Source organism: Chitinophaga sp. 9-1-y, from assembly GCF_059511905.2.
The window spans coordinates 3145371-3159427 of sequence record NZ_CM197955.1 but is presented as its reverse complement, the minus strand read 5'-3'; the positions used below and the strand labels follow the sequence as shown (position 1 = coordinate 3159427).

General features: G+C 45.7%; 13 protein-coding genes. 6 read left to right on the top strand and 7 right to left on the bottom strand.

Annotation, left to right across the window (positions count from 1 at the left end; genetic code table 11):
• Window positions 1-61: 61 nt before the first annotated feature.
• From AC5ZC7_RS12385 to lepA, 3 genes are all read right to left on the bottom strand, one after another.
• The gene (locus AC5ZC7_RS12385; protein WP_496161617.1) at window positions 62-2527 is read right to left on the bottom strand and encodes an AsmA family protein; all 2466 of its coding nucleotides are present in this window, start codon (window positions 2525-2527) and stop codon (window positions 62-64) included.
• Between the two features lie 204 nt (window positions 2528-2731).
• A complete protein-coding gene (locus tag AC5ZC7_RS12380) occupies window positions 2732-3286 on the bottom strand; it encodes a thioredoxin family protein (protein ID WP_496161616.1) in 555 nt (184 codons plus the stop codon).
• Between the two features lie 103 nt (window positions 3287-3389).
• Window positions 3390-5183: a translation elongation factor 4 gene (gene lepA, locus AC5ZC7_RS12375; RefSeq protein ID WP_496161615.1), complete on the bottom strand. Its 1794-nt coding sequence runs from the start codon at window positions 5181-5183 to the stop codon at window positions 3390-3392.
• Between the two features lie 250 nt (window positions 5184-5433).
• Between lepA and AC5ZC7_RS12370 the strand changes: the two genes are divergently transcribed.
• The 3 genes from AC5ZC7_RS12370 (at window position 5434) to AC5ZC7_RS12360 (ending at window position 7721) form a co-directional block, all read left to right on the top strand.
• Complete coding sequence (locus AC5ZC7_RS12370; protein ID WP_496161614.1) at window positions 5434-5691, top strand: acyl-CoA-binding protein; 258 nt, start codon at window positions 5434-5436, stop codon at window positions 5689-5691.
• 135 nt (window positions 5692-5826) lie between these two features.
• Window positions 5827-7065 carry an ornithine--oxo-acid transaminase gene (rocD, locus tag AC5ZC7_RS12365; RefSeq protein ID WP_496161613.1) on the top strand — a complete coding sequence of 413 codons (1239 nt, stop codon included), beginning with the start codon at window positions 5827-5829 and terminating at the stop codon, window positions 7063-7065.
• Window positions 7066-7076: 11 nt separating this feature from the next.
• On the top strand, window positions 7077-7721 hold the full coding sequence (locus AC5ZC7_RS12360) for a VIT1/CCC1 transporter family protein (RefSeq protein WP_496161612.1): 645 nt from the start codon (window positions 7077-7079) through the stop codon (window positions 7719-7721).
• A gap of 65 nt (window positions 7722-7786) precedes the next feature.
• Here AC5ZC7_RS12360 and AC5ZC7_RS12355 read toward each other — a convergent pair whose 3' ends face one another.
• Window positions 7787-8167, bottom strand: a complete 381-nt coding sequence (locus tag AC5ZC7_RS12355; RefSeq protein WP_496161611.1) for a hypothetical protein — start codon at window positions 8165-8167, stop codon at window positions 7787-7789.
• A 136-nt stretch (window positions 8168-8303) separates the two neighbouring features.
• Window positions 8304-10466 carry a DPP IV N-terminal domain-containing protein gene (locus AC5ZC7_RS12350; RefSeq protein WP_496161610.1) on the bottom strand — a complete coding sequence of 721 codons (2163 nt, stop codon included), beginning with the start codon at window positions 10464-10466 and terminating at the stop codon, window positions 8304-8306.
• A 274-nt stretch (window positions 10467-10740) separates the two neighbouring features.
• Here AC5ZC7_RS12350 and AC5ZC7_RS12345 point away from each other — a divergent pair, with 274 nt between their 5' ends.
• From AC5ZC7_RS12345 to AC5ZC7_RS12335, 3 genes are read left to right on the top strand one after another with little or no spacing between them, the layout of a single operon-like run.
• On the top strand, window positions 10741-10998 hold the full coding sequence (locus tag AC5ZC7_RS12345) for a hypothetical protein (RefSeq protein ID WP_496161609.1): 258 nt from the start codon (window positions 10741-10743) through the stop codon (window positions 10996-10998).
• Window positions 10999-11058: 60 nt separating this feature from the next.
• Window positions 11059-11673, top strand: a complete 615-nt coding sequence (locus AC5ZC7_RS12340) for a TRIC cation channel family protein (protein ID WP_496161608.1) — start codon at window positions 11059-11061, stop codon at window positions 11671-11673.
• 52 nt (window positions 11674-11725) lie between these two features.
• The gene (locus AC5ZC7_RS12335) at window positions 11726-12373 is read left to right on the top strand and encodes a MarC family protein (protein WP_496161607.1); all 648 of its coding nucleotides are present in this window, start codon (window positions 11726-11728) and stop codon (window positions 12371-12373) included.
• A gap of 352 nt (window positions 12374-12725) precedes the next feature.
• On the opposite strand, the gene AC5ZC7_RS12330 is transcribed toward AC5ZC7_RS12335, so the two are convergent.
• Both AC5ZC7_RS12330 and AC5ZC7_RS12325 read right to left on the bottom strand, forming a co-directional pair.
• Window positions 12726-12920, bottom strand: a complete 195-nt coding sequence (locus tag AC5ZC7_RS12330; RefSeq protein ID WP_496161606.1) for a hypothetical protein — start codon at window positions 12918-12920, stop codon at window positions 12726-12728.
• 43 nt (window positions 12921-12963) lie between these two features.
• Window positions 12964-14049, bottom strand: coding sequence for an efflux RND transporter periplasmic adaptor subunit (locus AC5ZC7_RS12325; protein ID WP_496161605.1), 1086 nt, complete (start codon window positions 14047-14049; stop codon window positions 12964-12966).
• Between the last annotated feature and the right edge of the window lie 8 nt (window positions 14050-14057).

Here is a 14057-nt window from a genome sequence, read left to right as displayed (position 1 = left end):
GTCAGTAATCATCATCGTACTTTGGGCAATGTAGCGTAATGCTACATTGCCCAAATGCGTTTTAATCCCCGGTATCAATATCGGTAGCATTTCCCGTAACCTCCTTATCTCCTTTTCCCAGCTTAATTTTCACCTTTCCATCTTTTTCCGATACGGCACGTAAGTGGATGACAATCCCTTTACGGCTGCGACGGCGCTTCTCTTCTTTGTCCGTAATATCTGCGTCTTTAGCGGGATTACGCAATGGAATATCCAGGTTAATATTGGTACCCCCATCAATGCCATATACACCTTTTACGTCGATATTAATGGCGCTGGAAGCGATCTGCATGGGTGGTATCATAATTTTATTGCCGGCCACCTGGAAAGTATTGCTCAGGTTTTCAAACATAATACTATCCAGGTGTCTTTTACGAAAGGCAAAATTACCGATATCGGCCAACGGTCCAAAGTTAATCAGTGCGCCATTTCTCAGGTTAAAGTTGATGGTACCGTATAAGGAATTCTTCGCCAGTGTGCCATTGTCCAGGATGTTTCCCTTTAGGTTTACTTTAGCAGACACATTTCCTTTCAGGTTATCTGATTTAAGGCTCGTCATGCCGAAGTTGTTAAAGGCATAAAACAACTGGCTGATACCTACATTGGTCACGGTAGCATCCATCTTAAAATTATTGTTATTCCCCTGCTGGTGCATTGTTCCAGCCATCTGAATACTACCTCCGGCATGCTGTAAGGCAATTTGCTTTAACAAAATATCTTCATTGGTGAGCTCCACACCAGCTTTTACATTTTGTGCTGTAAACCGTTGATAGATCACCTTATCCAGTTGTACATTCATCTTTACGTTGCTGGAAGCCAACACTACATCCAGCTGTCGGGATACCCGTCCCATTTTGGCCTGCTGCTGGCTTTTGGTAGGCTTCACCTTTTGCCGTACACCGAGAAAGCTTTTGAATTCATTGAGATCTACCAGCTGACTGCGAATATTCCAGGTCAGTTCTATTTTCTCTGGTGTAGTAAAATACAGGTTCAGCAAATTTTTGATGGCGCCATCCATTTGCAGGCTACTCTTTTCCGTTTGCACCTGTATGTTTTCCAACTGCAGGTCTTGCCCGGTGAAACGCAGTGTAGCATTGGCATTATGGAAAGATAAATTACGGGGGGCATAAGTAAAGGCGCCTTGTTTCACCGCCACTACCCCTTGCAACGACGAGGGTGTATTATCATCTTTTAATACCGGCCCGGTATAAAACAGGTCGGCGCTCGCATTCCCGGATTTGAACGTGATGGGCCCTTCTGAAGCAGCGTCGTTAAGCGCAGTTAAAGGGAAATCAGAACGGAAATGTCCGCGCAACAACGGCTGCTTTAAATTCACCACCCGGATGGTATCTACTTTAATAGGAATACCCGCCAGCGTAGCGTTTAGCTGAAAAATATTGACAGATGAGTTTTCGTCGGTATGCCCCTGCCCGGACAGGACTTCGTTATTAAACCGACCCGTGAAATTACAGTTCGTCCACTCTCCCAAAGTGGTTACCAGTATGTTGTTGGTGGTTTTCCAGGTGATCACCACTTTGGGCGTATCCCGGAATTTCATATGGCCGTCGAGGTTAGCTTCGGCATCCAGCGGCTTAGTAAGGGTAATGCTGCTTAGTTTGGTGCTGATATTGGGTGGCAGCCAGGTAGCTGCGTCCTTTAACAGCACCTGGTTGGCATTGATCTTTAGTTGAAAAGGCGGTGGTTTCTCCCCAAACCCAAATTGTCCGGCGATCTGCACCGGGTGGTCATCTATCCGGATCTCCTGGGAGGGGACCTGGAGAATTTTAGTGCGTTTATTGAAGATAACCGACAAGTTCAGTTGCATTTTCTTGTCTTTCAGATAGCTGCCTTTGTTGGTATTAAAAGCGAAGCTTTTAGACAGGATATCGGATAGCATGGTAAACTGTATTGTGCTGTCGGTAGCCTTCATTTTCCCATCCAGGCTGTTAATATCCAGGTGAAACAGCTTAAACTTTTGCTGATTATCGATGATGAAGCTTACCTGGCGAAGGGTGAGCTGTTCGATATTTGCATCTTTGGAAGAACTGCGTTTCTTCTTCTCTCCGCCGGGGCCCTGCAGTACATAAGTATTGGAGTAGCCGGAAGTATCTGTATAGAGATAGATTTTCCCGTTCTGCAGTGTCACCTCGTTTACATCTACGTGCTTGCGTAGCAGTGATAACGTATTAACCCGTACGAAAATGTAGTCCACATCCAGCAGGGCATGGTGATGCTGCTGCCAAAGGCTATCCTGCAGTACTACTTTTTTAAGCCCGATAGATACATTGGGGAAGCTTTTCCACACGGAAGGCTCTATGTCTTCAATGGTAATCGTACCATTCAGCCGGTCGTTTAGCTGTCCTGTAATTTGCTTGAGAAAGTTCGCTTTGTTGGCGTGAATGTACCAGGCCATACCCAGGAATAGCAACAACAGCAGGGTTATCAATACGCCGGAGGTGATAAGGATGATCCTGAGCCATTTTCGCATACGGTAAAGGTTTAGATGGTATAACACATGAGCTGATAAACAGTTCACCTATACATAAAACCATACCCGTGCCACAAATTTTTATGGCTGTCAAAAAGTGGCGGTAAAACGCGTACGATACAATGGGAAAGGGATTCCGGCAGCAGGCAGGTGACTACGGTCACACATCTCCGGAAGGTATTACCTGCCTGCTGTGGAGCATGATTAGTGGGCAGCTTGTGGCGCTATTTTAGCAAACCGGGTACGTACTGCTTCCAGTTCTCCACGTTTCATTTTGGAGGTTTTTTCGAGCAGTCCTACGAAGTACGCTACTTCTTCCTTTTGTGCCGGGCAGCCAACATTCTGTAGTTTGCCGCTGGCATCGGGCATGCGGCTGTCTGCGATGAAAGAGCCGTCTGCATTGAGTATCACCCAGAAAGGAATACCTTGCTGATCTCCATGGTATTTCGCCAGTAATTCGGCGCCACCGGGGTTTTCCAGTTCTTTTTTGGGTCCGTTTTCCAATACGGTGATGTGGCGGATTTCGTAGTTGTCCGTAAATGCTTTTTTAATTGCAGCATCATTCATCGCCGTATCCATTCTGTGGCACCAGCCACACCAGGAAGCATGAAAGAGGACGAATACTTTTTTGTGATTTTTGGTGGCTGCGGTGCAGGCTTCTTTTACTACCTGGTCTGCAGCAGGAGGCGTTTTTGCTTGCTGGGCTTTTGCTGAAAAAGACAAGGCTGCAACGGCTAACGTCAGTACTAAAGAACGCATGGGTGATTGGTTTTAATCAATAATAAGTCAAAAAAAATTAGCGAAGACAAAAGCAAATATATATGCTTTCATCTTCGCTAATTAAATATAGTTACGAACGGTATTAGTCGTCCAGCTTCAATACGGCGAGGAATGCTTCCTGCGGTATTTCTACGTTACCAATCTGGCGCATACGTTTTTTACCTTCTTTCTGTTTCTCGAGGAGCTTACGTTTACGGGAGATGTCACCACCATAACACTTGGCGGTTACGTCTTTACGCATGGCACTGATGTTTTCACGCGCCACAATCTTAGCTCCGATAGCAGCCTGGATGGCGATGAGGAATTGCTGACGAGGCAACAGTTCTTTCAGTTTCTCGGTAAGTTTACGACCGAAGTCCTGTGCACGGCTTCTGTGGATCAATGCACTCAAGGCATCCACTTTATCCGCGTTCAGGAGGATATCCATTTTCACGATATCGCTATCCCGGAAGCCAATCGGCGTATAGTCGAAGGAAGCATAGCCACGGGTCTGGCTTTTCAGCTTATCATAGAAGTCGAATACGATTTCTGTGAGCGGAATTTCAAACATCAGCTCTACACGGGTGGTAGTGAGGTAGCTCTGGTTCAGGAGGTTACCACGTTTGCCCAGGCAGAGGGTCATGATGTTACCGATATACTCGGGTTTGGTAATGATTTGTGCCCGGATGAAAGGTTCCTCGATTCTATCCAGTTTGGTAGGATCGGGCATTTCACTTGGGTTATTTACTATCAGTACGCCATCCCGGGTAGTATGTGCAATGAAGCTTACGTTGGGAACGGTGGTGATCACGGTTTGATTAAATTCTCTTTCCAGTCTTTCCTGGATAATTTCCATGTGCAGCATACCCAGGAATCCGCAACGGAAGCCGAAGCCCAGCGCCTGTGAGGTTTCCAGCTCGTAGGTCAGGGAGGCGTCATTCAGTTGCAGTTTATCCATACAGTCGCGCAGTTCCTCGAAATCCTCAGTATTTACCGGGTAAATACCGGCAAATACCATTGGTTTTACTTCCTGGAAGCCGTTGATACCCTCTGCACAAGGGTTATTGGAGAGGGTGATGGTATCCCCTACTTTTACTTCTTTGGCGCTTTTGATACCGGTAATAATGTATCCCACGTCGCCGGTACACACTTCTTTTTGCGGCGACAGGCCCAGTTTCAGGATGCCCACCTCATCAGCGAAGTATTCTTCTCCGGAGTTGAAGAAGCGGATTTTATCTCCTTTCTTGATGGTACCGTTGAAAATGCGGAAGTAAGCGATGATACCGCGGAAAGAGTTGAATACGCTGTCGAAAATCAATGCCTGTAAAGGTGCATCGTTGCTGCCTTTCGGGGCAGGAATACGGTGTACGATGGCTTCGAGGATTTCTTCAATACCAATACCGGATTTACCGGAAGCCAGCAGGATATCTTCTCCTTTTACGCCAATCAGTTCAATGATCTGGTCTTTTACTTCCTCGATCATAGCGCCCTGCATGTCAATTTTATTGATAACAGGAATGATTTCGAGGTCGTTCTCCAGTGCCAGGTAAAGGTTGGAGATAGTTTGTGCCTGGATACCCTGGGCGGCGTCAACCAGCAGCAGGGCGCCTTCACAGGCGGCCAGTGCGCGGGAAACCTCGTAAGAGAAGTCCACGTGACCAGGCGTATCAATCAGGTTAAAAATATATTGTTCCCCGTTTTTAGCAGTGTAGCTCATCTGGATAGCGTGGCTCTTGATAGTGATTCCTTTTTCACGCTCAAGATCCATGTCATCCAGTACCTGCGCCTGCATATCACGGTCGGAAATCGTCTTAGTAAATTCCAGTAAACGGTCTGCCAGGGTACTTTTACCATGGTCAATATGGGCAATGATACAAAAATTGCGAATATTCTTCATATGATGTTTTGCTGTTCCTTAGGCCTACTGCAAATTACTACATTAAACCTCATTCAGCCGGCAAAGGTATTGAAATTAGTTCATTAGTTAATGGGTTTAGTGATTATGTTTTGTTGTTTGGTTTTTAGGGAGATAGGAAGAAGACCGGTGGCTTTTTTTGATATATTAACTTTTAATGCTCAACTTTATAGACATAAGGGAAAAATGAAGGCACAAACCCGTATTGTTAAATCTAAAAATTAAGTGGAACATGGAACTCATTCAACAATTCGAACAGGCACTGGCGGACAGTAAAACACTGACGGAAAAACCTTCCAATGAAATTTTGTTGCAGTTATACAGCCTGTATAAGCAAGGCAGCACAGGTGATGTAGATATTGATCCCCCGGCCAATCCATTTGACTTTGTAGCCAAGGCCAAATATGAAGCCTGGGCGGCGTTGAAAGGTACCGGCAAGGAAGCGGCCATGCAGCAGTACATAGATCTTGTGAAAAAGCTGAAGGCATAAAGCAGAAAGCAAAAAGCTATTGTAGCGGATGATTAAAGCGTAATAATATTCGCAGTGATCATCCGCTACAATAGCTTTTTGCTTTCTGCTTTATGCTTTCCGCTTTCTATAAATTTCCCGTACTTTTGGCTTATTATGATACCATCCTACACGATAAGCGAAAAGTCTCAACATTACCTGGCGCTGGAAGAACAGTATGGTGCCCACAACTATCATCCGTTACCGGTTGTACTGGACCGGGGTGAAGGCGTTTTTTTATGGGATGTGGACGGCAAACGTTACTATGATTTTTTATCCGGATATTCTGCGGTAAACCAGGGACATTGCCATCCTAAAATCATAGCAACCCTGATCGCCCAGGCGCAAAAGCTCACCCTGACCTCCCGCGCGTTTCACAACGATTTACTGGGAGAATATGCGCAATATATTACGGCCTTTTTCGGATACGATAAAGTATTGCCCATGAATACCGGTGTAGAAGCGGTGGAAACAGCGCTGAAACTTTGCCGTCACTGGGCCTATATAGTAAAAGGGATCCCGGAAAACAAAGCAAAAATTATTGTTTGCAGCAATAACTTCCACGGACGTACGCTGAATGTGATTTCATTTAGCAGCGATCCTACTGCCCGTAATAACTTCGGTCCCTTCATGCCGGGTTATGAGGTGATTCCCTACAACAGCTTAACTGCGCTGGAACAGGCGTTACAGGATAAAAATGTAGCCGGCTTCCTTGTAGAACCCATTCAGGGCGAAGCAGGTGTAATGGTGCCGGATGAGGGCTACCTTGCCAAGGCAAAGCAATATTGCCAGGACGCCAACGTGTTATTTATTGCAGATGAAATCCAGACAGGATTGGCCCGTACCGGCAAAATGCTGGCCTGCGATCATGAAAATGTACGTCCGGATATCCTAATTCTTGGAAAAGCCTTATCTGGCGGCACCTTGCCAGTAAGCGCCGTGCTGGCGGACGATGAAATCATGCTCACCATCAAACCGGGTGAACATGGCTCTACCTATGGCGGTAACCCACTGGCCTGTAAAGTAGCCATCACGTCCCTGCAAATACTGAAAGACGAAAAAATGGCAGAGAATGCAGCCGCTATGGGACTATTGCTCCGCAAAGGACTACAGGAACTGCAATCTCCCTATATAACTACCATACGGGGTAAAGGACTGCTGAATGCAATCATCATCAAGCATGAAGATCCGGAAGCCGCATGGGATCTGTGCTTAACGTTGAAAGAGAATGGCCTGCTGGCCAAGCCAACACATGGAGATAAAATACGGTTTGCGCCACCACTGACCATCAACGAAGGGCAGATTGCCGAGTGCGTGCAGATCATCAAAAGAAGCCTCGAACAGGCCTTCAGCTAGTTTATTGTAGTATGATAGCATCACAAAAAGCCATCCGGAGTTCCGGGTGGAAAACAGACTTTTTAATCGGTTTTCCCGATGGGCTTTTCCTGTTGTTCTTTGCTACACAGGTAATCCAGGTATTTCCCATTGAAGTACAAAGCTTTTATACGCTGCACCTTCTCATTTGGGGAATAGGCGGCATACTGGTGATGATCGGTGCTTTCCAGGCCAATAAAGGTGATGCACAGCACGATAGTGCCCTCCTGTCAGACCAGGAAAGATCTAAACTGCAACGACTCGACATTAATGCAGGCACTATTGCGCAGATAGAACAGGAAATGGAAAAAGATGCCCAAACCTGGGAACAAATACTGGAACAGGAAAAGGTAGTGGAAACTACGTTTAAGCGTTCCCGTGCCATACAGCATGCCTTGCTCACCGGCTTCTTTTTTTGGCTGGGCGGCGCGTTATCGCTGGGACCCTATTTTTCCAATGAAAATTTTCCCGCCGCCTCGCAAACCAGTATCATGCTGGTTTTTCTTGGTTTAACTGCCTTCAGTTTTCTGAAAGCCCGCATCACCGCTCAACGTCCTTTACCAATCGTATTGCGTTACTGGATCATGGGCGCCGGTGTGCTGGCAGGCGCATGGATACTGCACAAAACCATCTTCTGAAAATAAAAAAATGGTGTCAGGAAAATTTCCTGACACCATCCCATATAAGCTGATCAATTATTATTTCACTTCGGCGATCGTGTAAACAACACACAGGCAAATGCCACCAAAGCAGCGCCCAGCGATACATACAACGCCACCCCTGGTTGAGGACACTCCCCTATCTCGCAACGTGAATACAACATCACATTCCTGAATGTCCACGCCACCAGGAATCCTACGATAAACAGGTTAATCCTGGATACCCACTTATTCTTTATCGCAAATACAACTATCGCCAATACGGATAAGACGATACTTAACTTGCCCGGCTCTCCATAATTAGAACCCGCGCCATTCAAGCCGGTAAAGGTCAAATGCCTGCTCTCCACATGAGACCATGGCAAAAAAGTGCATCCAATTACCAGCAACACTGCCAGTATACCAATAATACCCGTCCTGGACATATTTTTCTATTTAGGGAGGCAAAGGTAAGGTTTAGCTTTTAGCTTTTAGCTTCTAGCTTTTAGTAAATGCAGCGAATGCCAATATATGGTCATCTTCGCTGCATTTACTAAAAGCTAAAAGCTAATGGCTAAAAGCTTATTTAGCTCCCGGCAAGCAATGCGTGCGCAGGTAGTTAGTGTATAAAGTAGACAGGTGCTGGAAAGTACCAGGTCCCTCAGAGATGCTGTGGGTACGGTTAGGATACGCCATGAACTGGAATTGCTTATTATATTTGATCAGTTCATTGAGCAACATTTCTGCATTCTGATAATGTACGTTATCATCGCCTGTACCATGGATATACAGCAGGTTCCCCTGCAGGTTACGTGCGTAGGTAATAGGAGAACCTTTTACAAAGTCTTCGCGGTTTTCTTCCGGCAGCCCCATATAACGCTCCTGGTAAATGTTATCATACGTAAGCTGGTTGCCTACAGCGGCAATAGCGATACCTGTTTTATAAATTTCAGGATACTGGAACATCAGGTTCAGGGTCATAGAACCACCTCCGCTCCAGCCCCATACAGCGGTACGCTCCGGATCAATAAACGAATATTTCTGCATCAGTGCCTTTGCAGCCATCGCCTGATCCCTGGCGTTGATCAGTCCTACTTTGCGGTAAACACATTTACGCCATTTGCTGCCCTTAGGTAAAGGGGTACCACGATTGTCCATACTTACATAGATGTAGCCATCTGCCGCCATATCGCCATCATAAAGGAAGTTGCGGCCGGCACCAATAGCATCCAGTGAAGTAGCGCCAGCAGGTTCGCCGTATACGTAGAATACTACGGGATATTTTTTAGCCGGGTTGAAATCGGTTGGCTTGCTCATCCAGCCACTCATGGTAACACCATCTACTGTGGTGATCTGGAAAAATTCTGGTTTATTAGGTGCATCAGCAGATTTGGTAATAGCGTTCAATACCGCATTGCTGCTGCTTTTGTGAGATGGCAACTGTAAATTTTCACTTACAGGGTAAGTATACGCGTTGCTGAACTCATGAATAGCCCAGGCGCCATAAGGAGAAATTTTATACTCGTGGCTACCCGGTTCGTTGGCAGGCGTAATACGTTCTGCCTTGCCACCGGTTAAGGCTACCTTATAAAGATATTGTTGGGTAGGGTTTTCGGGAGATGCTAAAAAATAGATGGTGTTATTGGCTTCATCTATTTTAGCGATGCTGATCACATCATAATTGCCTGGTGTGAGCAAAGTAGCCTTTCCGTCTTCTGTATTAATATTATACAGATGACGCCAGCCGTCCTGTTCACTTACCCAGATGAATGATTTATTGCCTTTCAGGAAGTCCCAGCCAGCAATGTTATCATCGTCCCAGCGCGATTTCACGTCTATCCAGGCGCTGTCTGATTCCTGGTAGAGGCTACGCACCTTACCGGTAGCAGCATCACATACCATGACATTACTGTGGTTTTGTTTGCGGTTCAATTGTTGGATGATGAGGGTATTTTTACCGGGTACCCATTCCATGCGCGGAATATAGTGTTGTTGGTTATCACCGGGAACCTGCATCCAGGTTGTTTTAGCAGTTTGTATGTCTGCCACACCGATCCGGCAGGCAGAAGGGCTTTCCCCTGCTTTCGGGTACTCCACCGGCACGGTGAAGGAATAGATAGAATCGGTGTTATCGATCATGAGGAAGTCGCGGATCTTGGTGGCATCAATCTGCCAATAGGCGATGCTTTTGCCATCGGGGCTCCAGCGGAAGCCGTCGCGGCAACCAAATTCTTCTTCATAGGCCCAATCGAAGGTACCGTTAATGAAGCGGCGGGTACCATCTGTGGTGATGGGCGTTACGGCATCGCTTTGCAGGTCCTCCACAAAAATGTTATGTCCGCTTACATAAGCCGCTTTGCTTCCATCCGGGGAAAGCTTGGCAAACATCAGAGAAGAAGCAGGCTGTTTCTTACCCAGCTGCTGTAGTTTTCCGGAGGCGATATCCAGCACCCAGTAATCACCGCGGGTTTCATAGCGCCAAACTTTTTTTGAATTGGTGTACAGCAATAGCTTTTTTTCATCTGCCGAAAAATAAAAATCCTTCAATACAAGGCCATGGTAAGCGGCTGCAGGAATTTTCACGGTAGACGCTTCCCCGGTTAAAGGACTAGACTCAATGCCTGCGGGAGTGGCTTTGTAGAAAGACTTCCCATCCAGGCTCCATCTCATGCCTTTGCCAGGCTGCGCCTGCATAGGGAGACAATAAAATGCAATTAAAACGAGGACTAATGTAAGTTTCTTCATTATGTAAGAATAATGTGCAATGGTAGCCAAATTATAAAAGAAAAAAAATGAACAATGTGAGAATGGTTGTGTTAATGTGTCGGCGGTTAACTAAGGAAGATATTATATATTTTATTTCTTTCAGGAAATGTGGATAAAAAATCACCCTTTAGTTGGAAATTATCTATTTCTTTTTTTCTATTTTTATGTCAGAATTAATAATTAAATAATGAAAACCAACCGGTTAGCGATAAATCAACCGGTCCATTTAAATCCTAGGGAAAAACCATCATTTATGATTCAGATAGCCTTATCTTATAAAAACCGTGAGTACCTGCAATTCGAAGACAGTTCATTAGCCCAGATTGCGGAAACTACCCGTAAACTACTTTGTGCCTTACTGGAAGATATTTATGACCTGGTCACCAAAGAAACCGGACGCTTTCTTATCTACCTCGACCATCATCCGAAAATTGAAGTAGAAGGATTTAGCCGCGACCTGAGTGATCAGATAGAGCGCACTTTGCGTGGGGAATCTGCCTTTGACTACTAGAATTTTTATATGATCTTTTAAAGTATCCTTATCTTCGACGGCAAAATCAAGACAAGGAGAATGCAGCTCACCTTTATCCAGGGATTAGAATTATTAGGCACATTCGCATTTGCTGTTTCGGGCGCAACAGCAGCTATCAATAAATCATACGATGTTATTGGATTACTGGCGCTGGCTTTTATAACGGCCATCGGCGGCGGAACTATCCGCGACCTGTTGATCGGGGCCACGCCGGTTGCCTGGATGACCGATGAATTAAGCAATACAGCTATTATAGTAGCCGCTATTATTGCCGCCTTGTTTTTTTCCTACGTGAAAAAACTCACCCGCCTGCTCAGTACATTTGATGCTATTGGTTTGGGCTTATTTACGATCACCGGTATCAACAAAGGTATCGCTGCAGGATTGCCAATGCCGGTATGTGTAGCGCTGGGCGTTATTACCGGTACTTTCGGCGGCCTGTTGCGCGATGTTATTTGCGGTGAACAACCTATTCTTTTTACCCGGGAAATATATGCTGCCGCCTCTATTGCAGGCGGTATACTATACCTGGTGGCCGGTCATTATACCGGCATCCCGGGAGACATCTCAAAGAGTATAGCCATTGCCGTTATAGTCACCATACGACTCGTTACCCTGAGAAACAACTGGCAGCTCCCCCGATTACGGGCGTAAACAGGTACCGCCTTTTATTTTGCCGGTAAATAAAATTTATTATATTGCTGATATGATGGCATTATTTGATAATTACATTGCATTTGCAACAACGGTATTCATGGGATTACTGGCAATCGTCAATCCTATTTCTGCCATCCCGGTTTTTATGGAGCTAACCTCCAACATGGATAAGAAAGCAAAACGCAACATTGCCACCAAATCGGTACTGATCGCCTTTTGTATTATTCTTGTTTTTAGCGTGGCAGGTAAACTCATCTTCCATGTATTTGGCATTACACTCGCTGCATTACGTGTTACCGGCGGTATACTGGTTTTTGTGATTGGTTATGAAATGGTGCGTGGAGAAAAAGAAGCTAAGTCCGAAAATCCCAAACTGGGTGCTCAACCAGTGAAGGCTGATCAGGGTATCAGCGTAGCCATTACACCGCTTGCCATGCCCCTGCTGGCCGGACCTGGCGCCATCACTACGTCTATGAGTTATTCTGCCGCCAAAGACCTCACACATCTGGCTATTGTAATAGCTATTTATGCTTTTATATGTTATATCACCTATCTTCTCTTTATTGCAGGTGAACGCATTGTAAAAATTATCGGCACCAACGTCATGATGGTAATCACCAAAATGATGGGACTTATCCTCGCTGTTATTGGCGTTCAAATGCTCGCATTGGGCCTGCGTGAGCTTTTTAATTTTTAGCCTGCTTTTTCAAAACAATTTTAAATCATTCCTTGTTATTATTTCAAAGGCATGCCTGGGAGTAATTACGCAGACGAAGTAAGTATTCATTTCCACATAGCGTCAACCCGCTATGGTTGTCGATAGCAGCAACATCAAATAACTACACCGATCCATTCCGACAATACGCGTATACCGCGATGCATTGCTATGCCTGCTTAAACTTTTTTTTAGTTGAACAACAGGTAAATCCGTTATTGATTACTAGGTGGATGTTATTTGTTCTCTTTTTCTAATAAGAACATAAGAAAATCAATATAGACGGAACAGTTAGCAGAAAAGCCGTCCCGATTCCTCGGGACGGTCGTTTTTTTTAATGCTTCTTTTTCCGTTTTTCGTTTTTGATATCCTGCATATCATATTCGTCTTCGTCATACCCTTCCAGTACATTATTCCGGTCGTCATTCCGCTCTTTCTTTGCGCCGCCCTTGGTAGGTGCCAACGCTTCGTTAGTGCGTTTCGTCCTCTTCTGTTCCCGCTTTTCGGTAGTGGTTTTTCTGACTGTCATATTATATGGTTTTACGCTAGCTGTATCAAAAAAGTTGCCGGAATTAAGGAATCGTCACCCCTTCCTTTATTTCATCCGTGGCATTGACAACTACCTGGTCGCCGGCATGCAACTGTCCAAACACTTCTGTAGAGTCGTTGTGATGATTCCCCTCTTGTATATCCACCCATTTCGTCCGGTGGTCTTCCACTGCCACTACGTATTTCTTCTCGGTAGACATCACAATAGCACTGGAAGGCACCAGCATGGCCTGTGTAGAGCCGTTCAACGGCAGCAACACCTCAGCATACATACCCGCTTTGAGTACATGATGCTCATTTTGTACGTCTATTTCCACCGCTTCCGAACGGTACTTATCGTTCAGCGTACCTGCCTGCCGTGCAATGGTGCCTTCAAAATGCTTTCCGGGAATCGCGTTTACATCAAAGGTGACCACCGACTGCTGCGATAACTGCGCGCTATACATTTCCGGTATCTGCAGGATCAGCCTCAGTTTATCTTCCTGCTCCAGCATCAGCATGGGTTTATCATCCACCTTGGTATCCGGGCCTACCAGGGCACCTGGATGAATATTACGTTCCGTAATGACGCCGTCAAATGGCGCAGTAACGGTAAGATAACTGCGGTTTACTTCCTGTGCACGGTAGTTGGCCTGCTCGCTGTTCATCAACGCACTATCAGCCAGCATACGCGATTTGGACAACTCCAGGTCGTGTGCAGAAATAGTACCCGGCTCTGCACTTACAGCCAGTGTACGCTCATAGTTATCTTTGCTGGAAGCAAACATAGCTGCCGCCTGCAGGTATTTCGACTGTGCCGCATAGAACTGCTGCGTTACTTCCGGCGCCTCCAGCACCAGCAACACCTCTCCCTTCTTTACTTTGCTACCCCGGTCTACCAATATGCTTTTTACAAAGCCATTGATCCGCGGATAGATGCTTACCTTCTGAAAAGCTGCCAGCGCACCCGGCAGGCGGATATTACCCGCCAACGGACGTTGCACGACGGGTACTACGGTATAATGACGATCTGCTGTAACGGCTTTCTTTTCCGGCATAGCAGCAGAATTACAGGCAGCCATGGCCGCAATAATACCACAAGCCGATAAATAATATTTATAGTATTTCATATTTTATA

Bases quoted from the DNA above. Each gene is read 5' to 3' on its own strand.
- AC5ZC7_RS12370 (WP_496161614.1), top strand. From the start codon at position 5,434: ATGGAACTCATTCAACAATTCGAACAGGCACTGGCGGACAGTAAAACA.
- AC5ZC7_RS12345 (WP_496161609.1), top strand. From the start codon at position 10,741: ATGATTCAGATAGCCTTATCTTATAAAAACCGTGAGTACCTGCAATTC.
- AC5ZC7_RS12340 (WP_496161608.1), top strand. From the start codon at position 11,059: ATGCAGCTCACCTTTATCCAGGGATTAGAATTATTAGGCACATTCGCA.
- AC5ZC7_RS12350 (WP_496161610.1), bottom strand. From the start codon at position 10,466: ATGAAGAAACTTACATTAGTCCTCGTTTTAATTGCATTTTATTGTCTC.
- AC5ZC7_RS12330 (WP_496161606.1), bottom strand. From the start codon at position 12,920: ATGACAGTCAGAAAAACCACTACCGAAAAGCGGGAACAGAAGAGGACG.
- AC5ZC7_RS12385 (WP_496161617.1), bottom strand. From the start codon at position 2,527: ATGCGAAAATGGCTCAGGATCATCCTTATCACCTCCGGCGTATTGATA.
- AC5ZC7_RS12380 (WP_496161616.1), bottom strand. From the start codon at position 3,286: ATGCGTTCTTTAGTACTGACGTTAGCCGTTGCAGCCTTGTCTTTTTCA.
- AC5ZC7_RS12355 (WP_496161611.1), bottom strand. From the start codon at position 8,167: ATGTCCAGGACGGGTATTATTGGTATACTGGCAGTGTTGCTGGTAATT.
- AC5ZC7_RS12335 (WP_496161607.1), top strand. From the start codon at position 11,726: ATGATGGCATTATTTGATAATTACATTGCATTTGCAACAACGGTATTC.
- AC5ZC7_RS12325 (WP_496161605.1), bottom strand. From the start codon at position 14,049: ATGAAATACTATAAATATTATTTATCGGCTTGTGGTATTATTGCGGCC.
- rocD (WP_496161613.1), top strand. From the start codon at position 5,827: ATGATACCATCCTACACGATAAGCGAAAAGTCTCAACATTACCTGGCG.
- AC5ZC7_RS12360 (WP_496161612.1), top strand. From the start codon at position 7,077: ATGATAGCATCACAAAAAGCCATCCGGAGTTCCGGGTGGAAAACAGAC.
- lepA (WP_496161615.1), bottom strand. From the start codon at position 5,183: ATGAAGAATATTCGCAATTTTTGTATCATTGCCCATATTGACCATGGT.